General features: G+C 67.6%; 16 protein-coding genes and 1 rRNA gene. 16 read left to right on the top strand and 1 reads right to left on the bottom strand.

Annotation, left to right across the window (positions count from 1 at the left end; genetic code table 11):
* The 7 genes from rrf to recN all read left to right on the top strand — a co-directional run.
* A 5S ribosomal RNA gene (rrf, locus tag AB0B25_RS15995) occupies positions 1-91 on the top strand; the annotation flags it as partial.
* A 794-nt stretch (positions 92-885) separates the two neighbouring features.
* Positions 886-1,800: a hypothetical protein gene (locus AB0B25_RS16000; RefSeq protein ID WP_357179652.1), complete on the top strand. Its 915-nt coding sequence runs from the start codon at positions 886-888 to the stop codon at positions 1,798-1,800.
* Between the two features lie 581 nt (positions 1,801-2,381).
* Positions 2,382-3,272, top strand: coding sequence for an HAD-IIA family hydrolase (locus tag AB0B25_RS16005; protein WP_357179350.1), 891 nt, complete (start codon positions 2,382-2,384; stop codon positions 3,270-3,272).
* 13 nt (positions 3,273-3,285) lie between these two features.
* Positions 3,286-3,570, top strand: a complete 285-nt coding sequence (locus tag AB0B25_RS16010) for a hypothetical protein (RefSeq protein WP_357179353.1) — start codon at positions 3,286-3,288, stop codon at positions 3,568-3,570.
* A gap of 1 nt (position 3,571) precedes the next feature.
* Positions 3,572-4,393 (top strand): TlyA family RNA methyltransferase, encoded by an 822-nt coding sequence (locus tag AB0B25_RS16015; RefSeq protein WP_357179355.1) that lies wholly within the window; start codon positions 3,572-3,574, stop codon positions 4,391-4,393.
* The gene (locus AB0B25_RS16020; protein ID WP_357179358.1) at positions 4,390-5,349 is read left to right on the top strand and encodes an NAD kinase; all 960 of its coding nucleotides are present in this window, start codon (positions 4,390-4,392) and stop codon (positions 5,347-5,349) included. Before AB0B25_RS16015 ends, AB0B25_RS16020 begins: the two co-directional genes overlap by 4 nt.
* The gene (recN, locus tag AB0B25_RS16025; RefSeq protein ID WP_357179361.1) at positions 5,327-7,111 is read left to right on the top strand and encodes a DNA repair protein RecN; all 1,785 of its coding nucleotides are present in this window, start codon (positions 5,327-5,329) and stop codon (positions 7,109-7,111) included. The genes AB0B25_RS16020 and recN overlap by 23 nt, the downstream gene beginning before the upstream one ends.
* Before the next feature lie 9 nt (positions 7,112-7,120).
* On the opposite strand, the gene AB0B25_RS16030 is transcribed toward recN, so the two are convergent.
* Entirely contained in the window at positions 7,121-7,540 is a 420-nt protein-coding gene (locus AB0B25_RS16030) for an SRPBCC family protein (protein ID WP_357179363.1), read from the bottom strand.
* Positions 7,541-8,124: 584 nt separating this feature from the next.
* Here AB0B25_RS16030 and steA point away from each other — a divergent pair.
* From steA to AB0B25_RS16075, 9 genes are all read left to right on the top strand, one after another.
* Entirely contained in the window at positions 8,125-9,339 is a 1,215-nt protein-coding gene (steA, locus tag AB0B25_RS16035; protein ID WP_357179366.1) for a putative cytokinetic ring protein SteA, read from the top strand.
* 13 nt (positions 9,340-9,352) lie between these two features.
* Entirely contained in the window at positions 9,353-10,297 is a 945-nt protein-coding gene (locus AB0B25_RS16040; RefSeq protein ID WP_357179369.1) for a copper transporter, read from the top strand.
* Positions 10,298-10,451: 154 nt separating this feature from the next.
* Entirely contained in the window at positions 10,452-12,173 is a 1,722-nt protein-coding gene (locus tag AB0B25_RS16045; RefSeq protein ID WP_357179370.1) for a CTP synthase, read from the top strand.
* A gap of 4 nt (positions 12,174-12,177) precedes the next feature.
* Positions 12,178-12,837, top strand: a complete 660-nt coding sequence (locus AB0B25_RS16050) for an NUDIX hydrolase (RefSeq protein ID WP_357179373.1) — start codon at positions 12,178-12,180, stop codon at positions 12,835-12,837.
* Positions 12,838-12,843: 6 nt separating this feature from the next.
* On the top strand, positions 12,844-13,797 hold the full coding sequence (gene xerD, locus AB0B25_RS16055) for a site-specific tyrosine recombinase XerD (RefSeq protein ID WP_357179376.1): 954 nt from the start codon (positions 12,844-12,846) through the stop codon (positions 13,795-13,797).
* 410 nt (positions 13,798-14,207) lie between these two features.
* Positions 14,208-15,182, top strand: a complete 975-nt coding sequence (locus AB0B25_RS16060; RefSeq protein ID WP_357179378.1) for a ParA family protein — start codon at positions 14,208-14,210, stop codon at positions 15,180-15,182.
* Between the two features lie 485 nt (positions 15,183-15,667).
* A complete protein-coding gene (locus AB0B25_RS16065) occupies positions 15,668-16,516 on the top strand; it encodes a segregation/condensation protein A (RefSeq protein WP_357179654.1) in 849 nt (282 codons plus the stop codon).
* Between the two features lie 66 nt (positions 16,517-16,582).
* Positions 16,583-17,254 carry an SMC-Scp complex subunit ScpB gene (gene scpB / locus AB0B25_RS16070; protein ID WP_357179381.1) on the top strand — a complete coding sequence of 224 codons (672 nt, stop codon included), beginning with the start codon at positions 16,583-16,585 and terminating at the stop codon, positions 17,252-17,254.
* A gap of 9 nt (positions 17,255-17,263) precedes the next feature.
* Positions 17,264-18,334 (top strand): pseudouridine synthase, encoded by a 1,071-nt coding sequence (locus AB0B25_RS16075; RefSeq protein ID WP_357179383.1) that lies wholly within the window; start codon positions 17,264-17,266, stop codon positions 18,332-18,334.
* Positions 18,335-18,345: the final 11 nt, after the last annotated feature.

Here is an 18,345-nt window from a genome sequence, read left to right on the forward strand (position 1 = left end):
GCCCGGTCCCATTCCGAACCCGGAAGCTAAGCCTGCCAGCGCCGATGGTACTGCACTCGACAGGGTGTGGGAGAGTAGGACACCGCCGGAACATCCTTCGCGATAGGGGACCCAGAATCTGGGTCCCCTATCGGCGTTTGAGTACCTGTCGGTGCTCGGAGCGCGTCGCCGTGCCGGTACCCCCATCGGTGCGGCGTGATTGAATTTGTGGGGCCTACTTATTTTTGCGGAATCCAGAAAGGGAGCACCGTGCCGGAACACAACGACGATCGGAAGCCCTTCCGGCGTGGCGCTCCCGACGCCGGGTCCGGCCGACGAGGCGACAACAACGATAGGGACCGGGGCTCCGGCTCGGGCCAGCGCAGCGGTGGGTTCAACCGCCGCGACGATTCCGGAGAACGTGGCGGATTCAAGCGACGCCCGGACTCCGGTAGCGACAGTTCACGCGACAATTCTTCCGAGCGCGGTGGTTTCAAGCAGCGCGGCGATTCCGGGAGTGGGTTCGACCGTCGTGGTGATTCCGGCGCGCGCGGCGGCTCCGACCGGCGCGAAAGTTCGTCCGAGCGGGGCGGCTTCCGACGCCAGGACTCCGGCGAGCGTGGTGGTTCCGGTGGCTTTCCCCGTGGGGGCGATACCGCCAAGCGTGGCGGGTTCGACCGGCGCGGCGACTCCGGCGAGCGTGGCAAGTTCGGTGGTCGTGGCGATTCCACCGAGCGCCGGGGAGATTCGCGTGGGGCCCTCGGCCGCGGCGGGGATTCCGGTGCGGATCGCGGAGCCCACCGAGGTGGTGATTCGCGCGGCGGATTCCTTCGTCGAGGTGACGAATCCGGCGACCAGAGTGGTTCGCGGCGTAGCGATTTCGGCGAACGCGGCGGATCCGGCTCGATCCGTCGTGGCGGATCCGTCGACCGTAGCGGGGGCGGCAGGCGTGACGACGATCGTCGTGGCACAACCGGAGGCCGCGACGCCGGCGAACGTCGCGGATTCGACCGAGGCGCCCGCGGTGGCAGCTCGGAACGTGCGGACTGGTCTGCGCGTGGCGGCGCATCGCAGGATCGACGGCGTGGTGGCGAAGGCGCTCGCGGAGGTAGCGGTCATACGCTCGACCGCCGTCCGCCTCGTCCGGAAGAGCCCGATCTGCCCGACGACGTGCAGGCCACCGACCTCGACCCTGCTGTTCGACGTGACCTGCTCAGCCTCGACAAGGGCAACGCGGAGACGGTCGCTCGTCACCTCGTGATGGCGGTTCGACTCATCGATGACGATCCAGGTCTGGCACTCGCGCACGCCAGGGCAGCTCGCCAGCGCGCCGGTCGGATCGCCGTGGTTCGCGAGACCGCAGGGGTTTCCGCGTATCACGCAGGTGAATGGGCCGAAGCGCTGTCAGAACTGCGTACCGCACGTCGGATGTCCGGTGGCTCCGGTCTGCTGGCCGTGATGGCCGACTGCGAACGTGGCCTGGGCCGTCCGGAACGCGCGATCGAGCTCGGTCGCAGCGACGAGGGCCGTGCACTACGGGGCGACGAGGCCACCGAGTTGCGCATCGTCGTCGCGGGCGCGCGCATGGACCTCGGGCAGTACGACCAGGCCGTCGTGACGCTGCAGACTTCGGATCTGGACCCCGTACGCACCGGTTCGGCCGCGGCTCGGCTCTTCTACGCCTATGCCGACGCACTGGTCGCCGCAGGCCGTACCGACGAGGGCCTCACTTGGTTTCTCAATGCCGCCTCGGCCGACCTGGACGGCGAAACCGACGCTGAAGAACGTGCCGCCGAACTGACGGGCGACGTCGACCTGTAGCGGTCGGGCGGCTCGCTCTCGCCGCTGACAAGAGTTGGTGCGAGCGCCGCGCCGCTTCGTCGGTTGCACGGGCATCGCACGCTCGGCGGCACGAGTGGATAGGGGTCCGGTACCGGCCGGATAGGTTCTGTCCGGCGATCGGCATGCGGGCCCGTCCATCCGGATCGACGCGTACCTCCCTGCGAGGATCTTGTCGGCGTCTGCCCGCGGAGTTTTCGGCCATAGCGGGGCGGCTCCCCGTAGTTTGCGCACTGCTGGGTCGCTACCGCGATGAAGTGCGCGGCGAGAGGATCGCGACGTTCCGTCGAGACGGTCGGATTGCCATGGCAAAGCCGACGACTCGGGTGTGATATGCACTGGTGGAATGGACTCGAGTCGGTTGATCGATGATGGTGAGGATGCCGAGTGTGTCCGGCTGCGCCGACCATCGGCCGGTTGAAGTGGCTGACGCCATGTCTTTTTCGTTGCTGGTCTGGCGTAGTGTTCGAATGTCTCGGACTCGCCGAGCGACTGTGCCGCCGGGGGATCCGGTGGTGTGTAAGTCGGCACGACGCCGATCGGTGACATGGAGTGAGAGTGGTGTGAAGCGACTACGGGATCGCTACCAAGCCCTGCTGCTGGATCTGGACGGTACGCTGTATCGCGGTCATGCGGTGATCGAGGGTGCGCCGCAGGCATTGGCCGATGCGGGGGAGACGGTCCAGCGACTCGTGTACGTCACCAACAACGCCAGCCGGGGGCCGGGCGTGGTAGCAGGGCATCTGGCCGAGCTCGGGTTTCCCGCGACGCCGGATGACGTGGTGACGAGTGCGCAGGCGGCGGCGCGCCTGCTGGCCGAACGGCTCGACCAGGGCGCGCGGGTGCTGGTTGTCGGCACCGATGATCTGGCTGCCGAGGTGGAGGGGGTGGGTCTGCGCTCGATCCGGCGCTTCGACGGCACCGTGCCCGCCGCTGTGGTGCAGGGACATTCCCCGCACACGGCGTGGCCGGATCTGGCCGAGGCCGCCTACGCCTTGAGAGCGGATGCGCTGTGGGTCGCCGCGAACACCGACAAGACGCTGCCGAACGAACGCGGTCTCGCTCCGGGCAATGGCGCGATGGTCGCCGCGTTGCGTGCCGCCTCCGGCCAGGAGCCGGTCGTGGCGGGCAAACCGTACGCACCCCTGCTGGAGGACGCCCTTGTCCGCGCGGACACCCGCAGCGCGCTGGTGGTGGGCGACCGCCTCGACACCGATATCGAAGGGGCCAACCGTGTCGGCCTCGACGCGCTACTGGTGCTGACCGGCGTGAGCACCCTCGATGAGTTGCGCGACGCCGATGTCGACCGAATCCCCACCTATGTGTCGGACTCGTTGGATGCTCTCAACCATCCGCCAGTGTACCTGGAATCCGGCGGCGACCTGGGGGAGGTCTTGCGGCGCACCCCGGGACGAGCTGTGACCTTACGCGCGTCCGATCCGGAAATCCGATAGCGTTGACGGCACGATGACTACTCCTATGCCCCGTCCGAACGGCCCTCGCCCGGGGGCCCCGCTGCCCGGTCAGCATCTGCTGGGTGCGCAAGGTCGCGCGGAGCTCGCCGATCAGGGTCGGATCCGCAGCGAGGTGGACAGCCTGCTCGCCGAGCTCGATGGTCGCACCGCGCGTGGCGGCGTCGACGTGCCCGCCGACAGCGCGGAATCCGGCGCCGATATCACCCGTCGCGCCCGCATTCTGGAGCAGGCGCACGATGTGCTCGTTCAGGCACTGGCCACGGTGGACAAGATCTGAGGTGGCCCGACGCGCGCGCGTGGACGCGGAATTGGTTCGCCGCGGATTAGCGAGATCGCGAGAACACGCGGTCGAACTGATCGGTGCCGGTCGCGTCCTGATAGCTGGAACGGTTGCCTCGAAGGCTGCGACCGCTATCGAGGCGGGCACACCGCTGGTAGTGCGTGCGGTGCCCGACGAGGTGTCCTGGGCATCGCGTGGTGCGCACAAACTTCTCGGCGCGCTGGCGCGGTTCGAGCCGGAAGGGCTCACGGTCGCGGGCAAACGGTGCTTGGACGCCGGCGCTTCGACCGGGGGTTTCACCGACGTGCTGCTCTCGCGCGAGGCCCGTGAGGTCGTGGCTGTCGACGTGGGCTACGGCCAGCTGGTCTGGCGCCTGCGCAATGACGCGCGGGTACGGGTATTCGACCGCACCAACGTACGCACCGTGACTCCGGAATCCATCGACGGGATCGTCGAGCTGGTGGTGGGCGACCTGTCGTTCATTTCGCTCGGTCTGGTCCTGCCCGCACTCGCGGCGTGCGCGGCGCCGGGCGCCGACCTGCTGCCCATGGTGAAGCCACAGTTCGAGGTGGGCAAGGAGCGAGTGGGCTCCGGCGGCGTGGTGCGTGACCCCGTGCTGCGTGTAGACGCGGTCTGTGCGGTCGCCACCGCCGCGGCGGCGCTTGGATTGCGCACGGTCGGCGTAGTGGCGAGTCCCTTGCCCGGGCCGTCGGGCAATGTCGAATACTTCTTGTGGCTGCGCAAAGATGGGCAGTTCGACGACGATGGTGAGCGGGTCGCCGCTCTGGTCCAGCGTGCGGTTGAGGAGGGTCCACAGTGAACGCGCAGGCGCCGGCGGGTGGCCGCGAGATCTTGTTGGTGTCCCATCCGGGCCGGGCGGAGATCATCGAGACTGCCCACCGGGTGGCGAAGATCTTCGCGGACGCGGGAATCTGCCTACGGGTGCTCGCCAACGAAGCGGACAGCACTCGGTTCGAGGCGCAGCCGTGTGGCTCCCCGGTGCGCGTGGTCGAGCACGGTCCGGCCGCGGCGGTCGGTTGCGAGATGGTGCTCGTGCTCGGCGGTGATGGGACCTTCCTGCGCGCCGCCGAGCTGGCACGCTCCGCTGCGGTGCCGGTGCTCGGAATCAACCTCGGCCGCATCGGCTTTCTCACCGAGGCCGAGGCCGAGAATCTGGACGAGGCGCTGGCGCAGGTGGTCCGGGGTGACTACACGATCGAGCACCGAATGACCATCGACGTCAAGGTCCGAGTCGAGGACGAGGTAGTCGACAGCGGCTGGGCGCTGAACGAGGCGAGCATCGAAAACGCCTCGCGGATCGGGGTGCTCGAAGTGGTGCTCGAGGTCGACGGTCGTCCGGTGTCCTCGTTCGGCTGCGACGGCATCCTGATCTCCACACCGACCGGATCGACGGCCTATGCTTTCTCCGCCGGTGGGCCCGTGGTGTGGCCGGAACTCGAAGCGCTGTTGGTGATTCCGAGTAATGCGCACGCCCTGTTCGCGCGGCCACTAGTGACCAGCCCCGAGTCGCGGATCGCGGTCGAATCCGTCGCGACGGGGCACGATGCGATAGTTTTCCTGGATGGCAGGCGCACACTCGCTCTGCCGAAGGGCGGTCGAGTGGAAGCGGTTCGCGGCGCCGAACCGGTGCGCTGGGTGCGGCTGGACTCCGCGCCATTCGCCGACCGGATGGTGCGCAAGTTCCAATTGCCCGTGACCGGCTGGCGTGGCCGACGGCGAACGGAGAGCACAAGTGCTGACAGAGATCAGGATTGACGGCCTCGGCGTCATTTCCACGGCCACCGCGCAGTTCCACGAAGGCCTGACCTGCCTGACCGGCGAGACCGGTGCGGGCAAGACCATGGTGGTGACCAGCCTGCATCTGCTCAGCGGTGCGCGGGCGGACGCGGGCCGGGTTCGGCTCGGCGCGTCCAGGGCCGTGGTGGAGGGCCGGTTCACCGTCGAGGACGTCAACGACATCGCTCGCGCCGAGGTCGCGCGGGTGTTGGAGGCGGCCGCAGCCGAACAAGACGATGACGGCAGTGTCATCGCGATCCGCACGGTAGGTAGTGATGGACGCTCGCGCGCGCATCTCGGGGGTCGCGGAGTGCCGGCCTCGGTGCTGGCCGATTTCACGGCGTCGCTGCTGACGGTGCACGGCCAGAACGACCAGTTGCGCTTGCAGCGACCAGATCAGCAGTTGTCCGCATTGGACCGGTTCGCCGGCGACGCCGTCAGTCCGCTGTTGCGGAAGTATCAGGTGCAGCGGCGTTGCTGGCTGGAGGCCAGGACGGAACTGCTCGAACGGACCGCGCGCAGCAGAGAGTTGGCGCTCGAGGCCGACCGGCTCAAGCATTCGCTGAGTGAAATCGACGCCATCGCACCCGAACCCGGCGAGGATGCGCGCATCGTCGAGGAGGTCCGCAGGCTCAGCGACCTGGACTCGTTGCGGGAGGCCGCTGCCACCGCACATGACGCGCTGGCCGGTCCGGCCGAGTCGCCCGAAGCCGGGTCGGGTGCGCTGGAACTGCTCGGTGCCGCGCGCGCCCGGATCGAATCGGCCGATGATCCGGCGCTGATCGCCCTCGCGCCCCGCCTCGCCGACACGATCGCCGTGGTGGTCGATCTGACCACCGAGTTGAGCGGTTACCTCTCCGATCTGCCTTCGGACCCCGGCGCGCTTGATTCGCTGCTCACCCGGCAGGCCGAGTTGAAGACGCTGACCCGCAAATACGCCCCGGACATCGACGGCGTGATCGCCTGGGCCGATGAGGCCCGCACCCGGCTCGGCTCGCTGGACGTCTCCGAGGAGGCTTTGGCCACGCTGTCGGCCGAGGTCGACATCGCGGCGGAGCGGGTGCGGGAGGCGGCGACGAAACTGAGCGCCGCGCGGACCAGGGCGGCGGGCAAGTTGGCGGCTGCCGTCAGTGCCGAGCTGGGTGGTCTGGCCATGGGCAAGGCCCGTCTCGAGGTCGAGGTTCGGCGGCTTCCCGCGGGCCCGCAGGAAACCGCGCCGCTCACCATCGGCGGGCAGGAAGTGCATGCCGGTTCGTCCGGCATCGATGAGGTGGAATTCCGTCTGTCGGCGCATTCCGGCGCGCAATCGCTGCCGTTGAGCAAGAGCGCATCCGGTGGTGAGTTGTCGCGTGTGATGCTGGCGCTCGAGGTGGTGCTCGCCGGCTCCGACCACGGCGCGACGATGGTGTTCGACGAGGTCGACGCGGGCGTGGGCGGTCGGGCCGCGGTAGAGATCGGCCGTAGACTCGCCCGCCTCGCCCGTACCCATCAGGTCATCGTGGTCACCCATCTGCCGCAGGTCGCGGCGTTCGCCGACACCCATCTGGTGGTCGACAAGTTCGATGACGGGAACGGCAAGGTCGCCAGCGGCGTCCGCGCGCTCACCAAGGATGAGCGTGTCATCGAGTTGGCTCGGATGCTGGCCGGTCTCGATGACACCGAGACCGGCCGGGCGCACGCGGAGGAACTGCTGGCAACGGCACGTGCCGAGAAAGCGAGCGCCGAGGTGGCGACGCGGTGATCGCCTCGGTCAGCGCACAGCTTTCTGCGCACCCTTGATGAACGTCTCGATCAGGTTTTTCAGACCGAATTCCAGCACCTTTTCGGGCACCGGGAGTGTGGGGTCGGACTCCATCGTGTAGGAGACCAGAGTGCCGTTGTCGGCGTCGGCGAAGGTGATGACGCCGACGTGGCGTTTCACCGGCGCACCCTTGATGATCTTGTATTCCATCCGCTCGCCGGGTACCAGCTTGGTGATCTCCTCGGTGACGCCGACCGGGCCCACGCCGATGTGGTGCTGGGCGCCGACACCTTCTCGGTCGGTCGGACCTGGCTTGATCAGCTTGACCTGGACCGGTAGGTACGGGCTGATGCTCTCGCGGTCGGCGAAGAGCCGGTACACGACGTCGCGTGGGGCGGCGATGACGGCATCGACGGTGGTGCTGGCCATGAGTCTCCTCTTCGAGTTACCTGTGACGGGCAGTATATAGCTACTTGGTTCGTCGATCGTGTTGTTCGCATCGGGATCGGACGCCGGCCCGGGCAGCTGAATGAACTCGATCGTGTTGGTGCGCCATTGCCGAGGCGCCGAGGCTTGATCGTGGACGACGCTTCCGGCGTGCCGTCGGCGCTGTCCGGATCGGAACTGACGGTGCCGGACGCCGTTTGTCTCCGAGCGCGCCGCCGAATGATAGCCACTTGTTCGCTGTTCTAGGAGTCGAAACAAAACGGCCAGGCGAACGAGGGGAAGAGATTTCTGTCCGTGCCGTCCCTTTTTCGGCCTGTGTGGGGGCGTGAACGGTTGCTCGGATTTCCGACCTTGGCAGTGTCGTAGTTCGCTGAAATGGTTTGAGCAGCGAAAAGGGAATTCGGAATAATGATGCGAGACGTTCTGGTGCCTGCTTCGAGGGTGTGGACCGCCGGCGAGGAGGAGCTGGGGATGTCTGGTGCGGGGGAATATTGCAGTGACGAATGGGGCAGGCGATACGGCGCGCCTCCACCAATGGTTGAGGGTTAGCCAGCATTATCGGCCTCATGCGGATGCTGGCACTGTTGTCGAAGAACGCCGAAACGCTGCCCGGTCTGACCGGGATAGCCCGGGTGGATCGCAACACCCGGCGTCTGCTCACGCGGGTCGGGCCGGGTGACATCGCCGTCCTCGACGAGATGGACCTCGACCGGATGACTGCCGATCGCCTGATTCGGGCGGGCGTGGTAGCGGTGATCAACACCTCGCCGTCGATTTCCGGCCGCTATCCCAATCTCGGCCCGGAAGTTCTGGTGGCGAACGGGATTCTGCTGCTGGACATCGTGAGTTCGGATGCGTTCAGCAAGATCAAAGACGGCGCCAAGGTCCGGATCGATGACGGTGTGGTCTATGCCGACAAGGTGATCAAGAAGGAGCCGGAGGTTCTGGTCGAAGGCATCGAGCTCACCGACGCTGCCATCATCGAGCGGATGATCGAGGCGCGTAACGGGCTGGCCGATCACCTGGAGGCTTTCGCGGGTAACACCATCGAGTTCATCCGCACCGAAAGCGCGCTGCTCATCGAGGGTATCGGCGTACCTGAGCTCGAGCTGTCGATGAGGCAGCGGCATGTGGTCGTCGTCGCCGACGGCCCCGATCACGCTGACGATCTCAAGCGGCTGAAGCCGTTCATCAAGGAGTACGCACCGATCATGATCGGCGTCGGCCGCGGCGCGGACACCCTGAGGCGGCAGGGCTACCAGCCCGACCTCATCGTCGGGGACCCGGACGAGATCACCTCCGCGACCTTGAAGTGCGGTGCCGAGGTGATCCTGCCCGCCGACACCGATGGGCACGCGAAGGGACTCGAACGCATCCAGGATCTCGGTATCGGCGCGACGACATTCCCCTCGTCGGGCTCGCCTGCCGATCTGGCGTTGCTGCTCGCCGACCATCACGGTGCCGCGCTGATCGTCACCGCAGGGGCCGCGGCGTCGCTCGATGATTTCTTCGACCGCGGCCGCCGCAGCACCAATCCGGCGACTTTCCTCACCCGGCTGAAGGTCGGCACCAAACTGACCGACGCGAAGGCGGTCGCCACGCTGTACCGCGACCGGGTCTCCGGGATTGTCGTCGCGCTGGTCGTGCTCGCCGCGCTGGTCGCGGTAATCGTCGTGCTGCTCGCGTCCAACAGCGGCGGGGATGTCCTGGACTGGGCGGTAGACAGCTGGAATCGGTTGGCGCTCTCGGCGCGGGCACTGGTCCGCTCCGGACTCGAGTAATCAAGGGAGAATGATGATTTCGGTGCGCCATCATGCCATCTCGATCGTGGCGATCTTCCTTGCCCTCGCGCTCGGTGTGGTGCTCGGATCGCAGACACTCGCGGCGGATCTACTGTCCGGACTACGGGCGGACCGGACCGATCTCCGCCACCAGGTCGACGCGCTCTCCCAACAGAATGGGCGACTCGCCGACGAACTGGCCGCCGCTGACCGATTCATCGCCGGATCGTCGGGCCGTATTTTGGCCGGCACGCTCGCCGACCGCGGCGTTGTCGTGTTCACGACGCCGGACGCCGATTCCGGTGACGTCGACGCGGTGACCGCAGCGCTGCAGACTTCCGGCGCCGCGGTCACCGGGCGGATCGCGCTCACCGAGGCATTCCTCGACGCCGCCGAGGGTGACCGGATGCGCACCGCTGTCACCAACGTGATTCCCGCGGGCGCCGAACTGCGCACCGGTGCGATCGACCAGGGCAGCATGGCGGGCGATCTTCTCGGTCTGGTGCTTCTGCTCGACCCGGCGAACGGGCAAACCCGGAGCACTCCGGAGGAGCTCGACCTGGCTTTGCAGACCCTGCGCGGCGGTGGCTTCCTCGCCTACGGCGACACCCCGGTCCGTCCCGCACAGCTTGCCGTGGTGGTAGCCGGAAACAATCCCGGATCGGCCGACAAAAGCCAGGGCGCTGACATCGCCCACTTCGCCGGCGCCCTGCGCGGACGCGGTTCCGGCGTCGTCCTGGCGGGTCGCTCCGGCGCCGCCGATGGCGTCGGCCCGATCGCCGTCGTTCGCACCAATGCCGCGCTCGCCACCCAGGTCAGCACCGTCGACAACCTCGACCGCGACATCGGCCGCGTCACCACCGCCCTCGCCCTCGGTGAACAACTCAATGGCGGGACAGGCCGGTACGGCACCGGCGCCCAAGCCGCCTCCTTGACCCTCGCCGCACTCCCGGGCTGATTCGGCGGTACCCGCGCCCGTGGTCCGCGATCGGCCCGCGCGACGACCCTGCGCACAGCAGCGCTGTCCGGCGCTGCCGGATCCGCGTGGCGATCAAGTGGCAAACTTGCGTGGCGTCGAACAGACGGGCGGATTCGTGTTACCGTGAAGACCCGTGGGTCAAACACGGATTCAGGCGCGAACGGCCACGAAGCACATCTTCGTCAGCGGTGGAGTCGCCTCCTCATTGGGTAAAGGTCTTACCGCCTCCAGCCTCGGTCAGCTGCTGACGGCGCGTGGGCTGCGCGTCACGATGCAGAAACTCGACCCGTACTTGAACGTCGATCCCGGCACCATGAACCCCTTCCAGCATGGTGAGGTCTTCGTGACGGACGACGGAGCCGAGACCGATCTGGACGTCGGCCACTACGAGCGGTTCCTCGATCGGGATCTGTCCCGGGACGCGAATGTGACTACCGGGCAAATCTATTCGTCGGTCATCGCCAAGGAGCGTCGCGGCGAATACCTCGGCGACACGGTGCAGGTCATCCCGCACATCACCGATGAGATCAAGAGTCGCATCCTGGCGATGAGCGGCCCGGATCTGCAGGGGCAGACCCCGGACGTGGTGATCACCGAGATCGGCGGGACCGTCGGCGACATCGAGTCGCAGCCGTTCCTCGAAGCCGCCCGCCAGATCCGCCACGATGTCGGGCGGGACAACGTCTTCTTCCTGCACGTCTCGCTGGTGCCGTACCTCGCGCCCTCCGGTGAGCTCAAGACCAAGCCGACGCAACACTCGGTGGCGGCGCTGCGCAATATCGGTATCCAGCCGGACGCGTTGATCCTGCGCTGTGACCGTGAGGTGCCGCAGGCGCTGAAGAGCAAGATCGCCCTGATGTGCGACGTCGAGGTGGATGCCTGCATCTCCACGCCGGACGCGCCATCGATCTACGACATCCCGCGTGTGCTGCACCGCGAGGGCTTGGACGCCTACGTGGTGCGCAGGCTCGGTCTGCCGTTCCGCGACGTGGACTGGACCGTGTGGGGCGATCTGCTCGACCGGGTGCATTCACCGCGGGAGACGATCGAGGTCGCACTGGTCGGCAAGTACGTCGACCTGCCCGATGCCTATCTCTCGGTCACCGAGGCACTGCGGGCGGGTGGGTTCGCCTCGCGTGCCAAGGTGAACATCCGCTGGGTGCCCTCGGACGAGTGCGAGACCCCGGCCGGCGCGCAGCACGCGCTGCACGACGTGGATGCCGTGCTGATCCCCGGCGGCTTCGGCATTCGCGGCATCGAGGGCAAGGTCGGCGCCATCCGATACGCGCGGACCCGTGGTATTCCGCTGCTCGGTCTGTGCCTCGGTCTGCAGTGCGTGGTGATCGAGGCGGCTCGTTCGGTCGGCCTGGACGAAGCCAACTCGGCCGAATTCGAGCCCGATACACCGCATCCGGTCATCTCGACCATGGCCGACCAAGAGCAGGCCGTGGCCGGCGAAGCCGATCTCGGCGGCACCATGCGCCTGGGCGCCTACCCCGCGACCCTGGCAAAGGGGTCGGTGGTCGCGAAGGCATACGGCAGCGAGCACGTCTCTGAGCGTCACCGGCATCGCTACGAGGTGAACAACGCCTACCGCGACAAGATCGCCGAGAGCGGTCTCGAGTTCAGCGGCACCTCGCCGGACGGACACCTGGTCGAGTTCGTCGAACTGCCGGCCGACAGGCATCCGTTCTTCGTCGCCACCCAGGCGCACCCGGAGCTGAAGAGCCGCCCGACCCGCCCCCATCCGCTGTTCGCGGCACTGATCTCGGCGGCGTTGAAATACAAGGCGGCCGAACGGCTTCCGGTCGACATCCCGGACGGGGAATTCGCCGGCGCGACAGAACAGGCGTAGCAGTATGACCGATGGTGGGGCTGTCGAACCCGGCAGCCACGATTTCGAGACCATGTCCAGTACGACCGTCTACAGCGGAGCCATCATGGCGCTGCGGCTCGACCAGGTGTCGATGCCGGGCGCGCGGATCGTCGAGCGTGAGGTGGTCGAGCATCACGGCGCCATCGCGGTCGCCGCGATCGACGACGACGACAATGTGGTGCTGATCCACCAGTACCGACACCCGATCGGCCGACGGCTGCTCGAGTTGCCTGCCGGCCTGCTCGACCTCCCCGGCGAGGATCCGCTCGTCGCTGCGCAGCGCGAACTGGCCGAGGAAACCGGGCTTGCCGCGCGGGAGTGGGCGGTACTGGTGGATGTGGTGCTCTCGCCCGGTTTCACCGACGAGGCGCTACGGGTCTACCTGGCACGCGGTCTGTATGAGACCGACCGGCCCGAGCCGGAACTGGAGGAGGCCGACCTCGAGGTGGTCCGGATGCCGGTCGCCGCGGCCGTTCGGAGTGCGCTGGCAGGGGAGATCGTGAACGCCACCGCTGTCGCGGGTGTGCTCGCGCTCGCGGCCGCCCGGGCTGGAAATGTCGAGCTACGGGCGAAGGACGCGCCGTGGCCCGGACAGCCGACCGCTTTCCTGCGCCGCAAGGCGGCGCGGAAGTCCGAAGACTGATCGACGGTGCTCGCGCGGGAGTTGGACGCCTATCTGGACCATCTCGCGGTCGAGCGCGGCGTCGCGCGCAACACGCTGGGCGCGTATCGGCGCGACCTCGGCCGTTATCTCGACTTCCTGACCGGGCGTGGTATCGGCTCACTCGAGCGGGTCGCCGAATCCGACGTCGCCGAGTTCACCGTGGTGCTGCGCATGAGCGGCGGTCCGCATCCGCCGCTGGCGGCGAGTTCGGTGGCTCGCGCGCTGATCGCGGTCCGTGGACTGCACCGCTTCGCCGCCGCTGAGGGGCTGACCAGCACCGACGTCGCACACGCGGTGAAGCCGCCGACGCCGGGCCGCCGGCTGCCCAAGGCGCTGTCCTACGACCAAGTGCTGAAACTGTTGGAAGCCGCCGGCGGTGCGCCCGTGCGCGATCCGGACGGCGTCGCGGGGGCGGAGGGGGGACCTCGCGGACTTCGCGACCGCGCGCTGCTGGAACTGCTGTATTCCACCGGTGCCAGGATCTCCGAAATGGTCGGGTTGGATGTCGACGATCTCGACACCGAGGAGCGGGCCGTCGTGCTGCGCGGCAAGGGCGGCAAGCAGCGGATGGTTCCGATCGGACGTCCCGCTCTCGCTGCCGTCGACGCCTACCTGGTCCGTGGCCGGCCGATGCTCGCCGCCCACGCGAAAGGCAATGCCGGTGCGCTCTTTCTGAACGCCCGGGGCGGACGTCTGTCCCGCCAGAGCGCCTGGCAGGTCTTGCAATCAGCTGCCGAGCGCTCGGGTATCGCGGCGGCGGTGTCGCCACACACCCTGCGTCACTCCTTCGCCACGCACTTGCTCGACGGCGGCGCCGATGTTCGTGTCGTGCAAGAACTCCTGGGCCACGCGTCGGTGACCACGACCCAGATCTACACGCTGGTCACGGTCAACACCTTGCGGGAGGTGTGGGCCACGGCGCATCCTCGCGCTCGCTGACACCCGCGGCCGCCCGGTTCGAGCCACGGGGTGAGGCGTGTCGCCGTCCTGCCGGGCACCGTGCATACCTTCGACTCGGCTATACATGGACCTTCGGAGTTCTGCGCTGTCCGCGCACCAGGTATCGTCCGCTTCGAACACTTCCGGCAGCGCGGCCGGATCGCGCGCGGGTAAAGCGGACCGGGACGGCGTGGACACTGTGCACAACCGGTTCGGCGTCCATTTCGTCGGAGGTCGGGAAGGCGCTGACCAGCGCTTGGCGAACACGCCGCGCGCAGGCGCGGTCCTCGAGTGCCGTCAGGCGGTAGCGTCTATCGAGAGCTGGACCGTACGAAAGCGAGGTCGGGCCCTGATCGGCCTCGCTAGGCTCGGCGAGGCAACGGGCAGGAACGTATAAGGAGCAGCGGATCGTGACAACAGCCGGAGCGGCAGAGCCGTCGATGGGTGCTGGGTCGGAACCGCTTACGGGCCCGCGATCGGGTCCGTACTCGGACACCGCGGCAGAGACTCTCTGGGGCGGCGGAGTGACGCCGGTGCCGGAGGACGGAGTTCTCGGTCCGACCGGACGGCCATTGCGCCTGGTCCCGGAGCCGCCCATGCCGGACAAGCACGGCGACGCCTTGGTCGTGGCCATGTGCAACCAGAAGGGCGGGGTCGGCAAGACCACCTCCACCATCAACCTCGGTGCCGCACTGGCCGAATACGGTCGCCGCGTATTGCTCGTCGATCTCGACCCGCAGGGTGCACTGTCAGCGGGACTCGGTGTGGCGCACCACGATCTCGATCTGACCGTGCACAACCTGCTGATCGGCTCCAAGGGGTCGATCGACGACGTATTGATGCCGACCCAGGTCGAGAACATGGACCTGTTGCCGAGCAATATCGATCTGTCCGCCGCGGAGATCCAGCTCGTGAACGAGGTGGGCAGAGAGCAGTCGCTCGGCCGGGCTTTGGAACCGATCCGCAACCGCTACGACTACATCCTCATCGACTGCCAGCCCTCGCTCGGCCTGCTCACCGTCAACGCGTTGGCCTGCTCGGACGGTGTGATCATTCCGATGGAATGCGAATACTTCTCGCTGCGTGGGCTCGCCCTGCTCAACGACACCGTCGAGAAGGTGCGTGACCGCCTGAATCCGAGGCTGAGCCTGTACGGAATAGTGGTCACCATGTTCGACGCCCGGCTGCTGCATTCCCGCCAGGTCATGGCACGAGTCGTCGAGGTGTTCGGCGACTTGGTCTACGACACGGCGATCTCGCGCACGGTCCGTTTTCCGGACGCCAGCGTGGCGGGCGAGCCGATCACCACGTGGGCGCCGAAATCGGGCGGCGCGGAAGCTTATCGGGCGATGGCGCGGGAAGTCATCCACCGGTCGGGCCGGTGATCGGTCGCTCCGACCCCGATCCCGCGAGAACGACCGATACACCCCGCCCGGGGGTTTCCACCGCGGGCGATGTCTCGGTGTCCGATGATGGCGCACCCGAGGCCGGTGCACCGGGCGTCGCCCATGAACCCGCCGAACTATCACGCGAACGCTCGGCTTCCGGAACTCCCGCGCTCGGAAACGCGGCCGCCGCGTACATCGCCGCGGGCCGGGGCGCATCGTCGCCGCGCACGAACGCGGCGATCGTCGGCAGGGCCCGCGCGCGGGTCGAATCAGAGCCCGTGGCCGCGATCCCGTCGAGCGTGAACGCTTCGGTGGGAGAATCACCGACGACCGAACCGACGCCCCATCCCGTGACGGTCGCGCGTGAAGTTGCCGCAGGGCCGGACGATTCGCCGGGGGTGTCCGCTGCCGACGAATCGGCTGCACCCAGGCGAGCAGACGCAGCTGACACCGCGGCTGCGGCCTCCACGACATCCCAGAACATCTCTGCCGATGACAATTCCGCCCAGCCCGCCGGGTTCCGTCTGCGCCTGAGCAACTTCGAAGGTCCATTCGACCTGCTGCTCACCCTGATCAGCTCGCGAAAGCTGGACGTGACCGAGGTGGCTCTGCACAAGGTCACCGACGAGTTCATCGCCTACACCAAGGCGCTGACCGCGACCATGGCGCGGCAGAACACGTTGCGAGCGGACAAGATCCTGGACCAGACCACCGAGTTCCTGGTCGTCGCAGCCACTTTGCTCGACCTGAAGGCCGCGCGCCTGCTGCCGTCCGGCGAGATGACCGACACCGAGGACCTCGAACTACTCGAGGCGCGCGACCTGCTGTTCGCCCGTCTGCTGCAGTATCGCGCGTTCAAACAGGTCGCCGAATTGCTCGGCGAACTGGAGGCCGCAGCGCTGCGCCGCTACCCGCGCGCGGTCGGGTTGGAGGAGCGTTACGCCGGCTTGCTGCCCGAGGTTACCCTTGGGGTAGGGGCGGCAGAGTTCGCCGAGATCGCCGCGGCGGCCTTCCGGCCTCGCCCGGTGCCCACCGTCGGGCTCGACCATCTGCATACGCACGCCATCTCGGTCGCCGAACAGGCGGTGCTCGTGCTGGAGCGGCTCAAACAGCGCGGCGTCGGTGGCTGGACGACTTTCGGTGAGCTGGTTGCCGACTGCGAGGTTCCGGTCCAGATCGTCGCCCGGTTCCTCGCGTTGCTCGAGCTGTATCGCGGCAAGACGATCGAGTTCGACCAGCCTGACCCGCTCGGCCCGCTGTCGGTCAGCTGGGTCGGCGACGACGCCGCGAACCAGGCGGGCACGGTAACTATCGAGGAGGACTACGGGTGAGCGAGCGGATCGACAACACCGCGGGTGAGGCACGCCGGTGAGTGCGCGCCAGCGAGTGAACCGAGCATGCGGAGCGCAGTGGTGAGCGAGGCAGTGGCGGAACTCACCCCGGAACCGCTCGACGAGGCGGAGTTTCGTTCGGCGCTGGAGGCCATCCTGCTGGTCGTGGACGCACCTGCCCCGGTAGAGCAGCTCGCGGCCGCCTTGGACGACAGCACCGAGCGGGTCGGGGCCGCATTGCGCGCGATGTCCGCGGAACTGTCCGCCCGGGCCAGTGGAATCGATCTGCGTTTCGTCGGGGACGGTTGGCGCTTCTATACTCGCACCGAGTACGCACCCTATGTGGAACGGATGCTGCTCGACGGTTCCCGTTCGAAACTGACACGGGCGGCTTTGGAAACGCTGGCGGTGGTGGCATACCGTCAGCCGGTGACTCGGACCAGGGTCAGCGCGGTGCGCGGCGTCAATGTCGACGGCGTGATGCGCACGCTACTGGCCAGGGGCTTGATTGCCGAGGCAGGAGTCGACCCGGAGACGAACGGGACGCAGTACCGTACGACCGAACTGTTCCTGGAACGGATCGGACTCGCGTCGCTGAGCGACTTGCCGCCGCTGGCGCCCCTGCTTCCCGGCGTCGACCTGATCGATGAGATCAATGAGAGCCTGGAGACGGATCCCCGTTACACCAGGCTGAAGAAACCAGCCGAGTCCGATTTGGATCTCGGCACCGAAGACTGACAGGACAAGATGAATACGCCCGCTCGCCGAGATGGCACACCGGATCGTAGAAAACGCGGCACCCAGCCCGAACGGGGTGGTACGGGCCGCAACGCAGGCGCCAGGGACGCCCGCTCGGCGCAACGGGGGAGCACTCCCCGTGGCGCACAGCAGGAGGGCGGCGTCGCCCATCGCGGAGCATCATCGACGGGCGGGCAGCGCCATGGCGCCCAGTCCACCCCGATCGGCAAGAAGAAGCCCAAACCGCAGCGTCAGGTCGCACAGCCCACCCTGCTGAGCAACGCCAAGCCCGCGCGACGCCAGCACGTCGAGCCGGCCGCGGCCGCCCATCCGAAGCTACCGTGGGGTGAGGGAGAACGGCTGCAGAAGGTGCTCGCGAAGGCGGGGGTCGCCTCGCGCCGCGCCGCCGAGGAGATGATCGCGCAGGGTCGCGTCGAGGTCGACGGCCTGATCGTGCGTGAGCAGGGCCTGCGCATCGATCCGCAAAACGCGGTGGTGCGGGTCGACGGCACCCGAGTGATGGTGCGCGAGGAATTGGTGCATGTCGCGCTGAACAAGCCCAAGGGCTGGCAGTCGACCATGTCCGACGATCTGGGGCGTCCCTGTGTCGGCGATATCGTGGCCGAGCGGATCGCCGCCGGTCAGCGCCTGTTCCATGTCGGAAGACTCGACGCCGACACCGAGGGCCTACTGTTGCTGACCAACGACGGTGATCTCGCGCACCGGCTCATGCATCCGTCCTTCGAGGTCTCCAAGACCTATCTGGCGACGGTGAACGGTGAGGTCAATCGCGCGGTCACCAAGCGACTCAAGGAGGGCGTCGAGTTGGAGGACGGTCCCGCCCGGGTCGATCGTTTCCAGGTGCTCGAACTGGGCGAGGGACGGTCCCTGGTGAAGCTGGTGTTGCACGAGGGGCGCAAGCACATCGTGCGCCGGCTGCTGGACGCGGTCGGTCATCCGGTCACCCGGCTGGTGCGCACGAATATCGGTCCGGTCGCGCTCGGCGACCAACGGCCTGGCACGCTGCGTGTGCTCGGCCGCGATGAAGTCGGCAAACTCTACGAGGCGGTGTCGTTGTGAACGGTGTGGAG

The organism is Nocardia sp. NPDC049190 (genome assembly GCF_040648115.1).
Lineage (GTDB): Bacteria > Actinomycetota > Actinomycetes > Mycobacteriales > Mycobacteriaceae > Nocardia.